Origin of the sequence: Paenibacillus sp. J31TS4 (assembly GCF_018403265.1) — a bacterium.
GTDB lineage: Bacteria > Bacillota > Bacilli > Paenibacillales > NBRC-103111 > J31TS4.
Genome location: NZ_BOSI01000032.1, coordinates 1 through 364, shown reverse-complemented (window position 1 = coordinate 364; position 364 = coordinate 1). Strand labels below are relative to the sequence as shown.

The 364-nt window shown below is 47.3% G+C and carries 1 rRNA gene; it reads left to right on the top strand.

The features are described from left to right. Positions 1 to 239: 239 nt before the first annotated feature. A 23S ribosomal RNA gene (locus KJS47_RS23855) occupies positions 240 to 364 on the top strand; the annotation flags it as partial.

Below are 364 nucleotides of genomic sequence, written 5' to 3'. Positions count from 1 at the left end.
ACAAGGTAGCCGTATCGGAAGGTGCGGCTGGATCACCTCCTTTCTATGGAGTATCCGCATCGGTGAGATGCGATACAAATCGGTTTGTTACTCACTCGTGTTCAGTTTTGAAAGGTGCATACCTTTCATGCTGATGTAGAATGTCTGAGGTTAGATATTTTGCGGAAGCAAAAGTCTTGTTCCTTGAAAACTGGATATTGAAACAATGAATTCTAGAATCATCCTTTATAGCTGAATTAGGTTAAGCTACTAAGAGCACACGGAGGATGCCTAGGCGCTAGGAGCCGATGAAGGACGTGGCGAACAACGAAATGCCTCGGGGAGCCGTAAGCGGGCTTTGATCCGGGGATGTCCGAATGGGGGA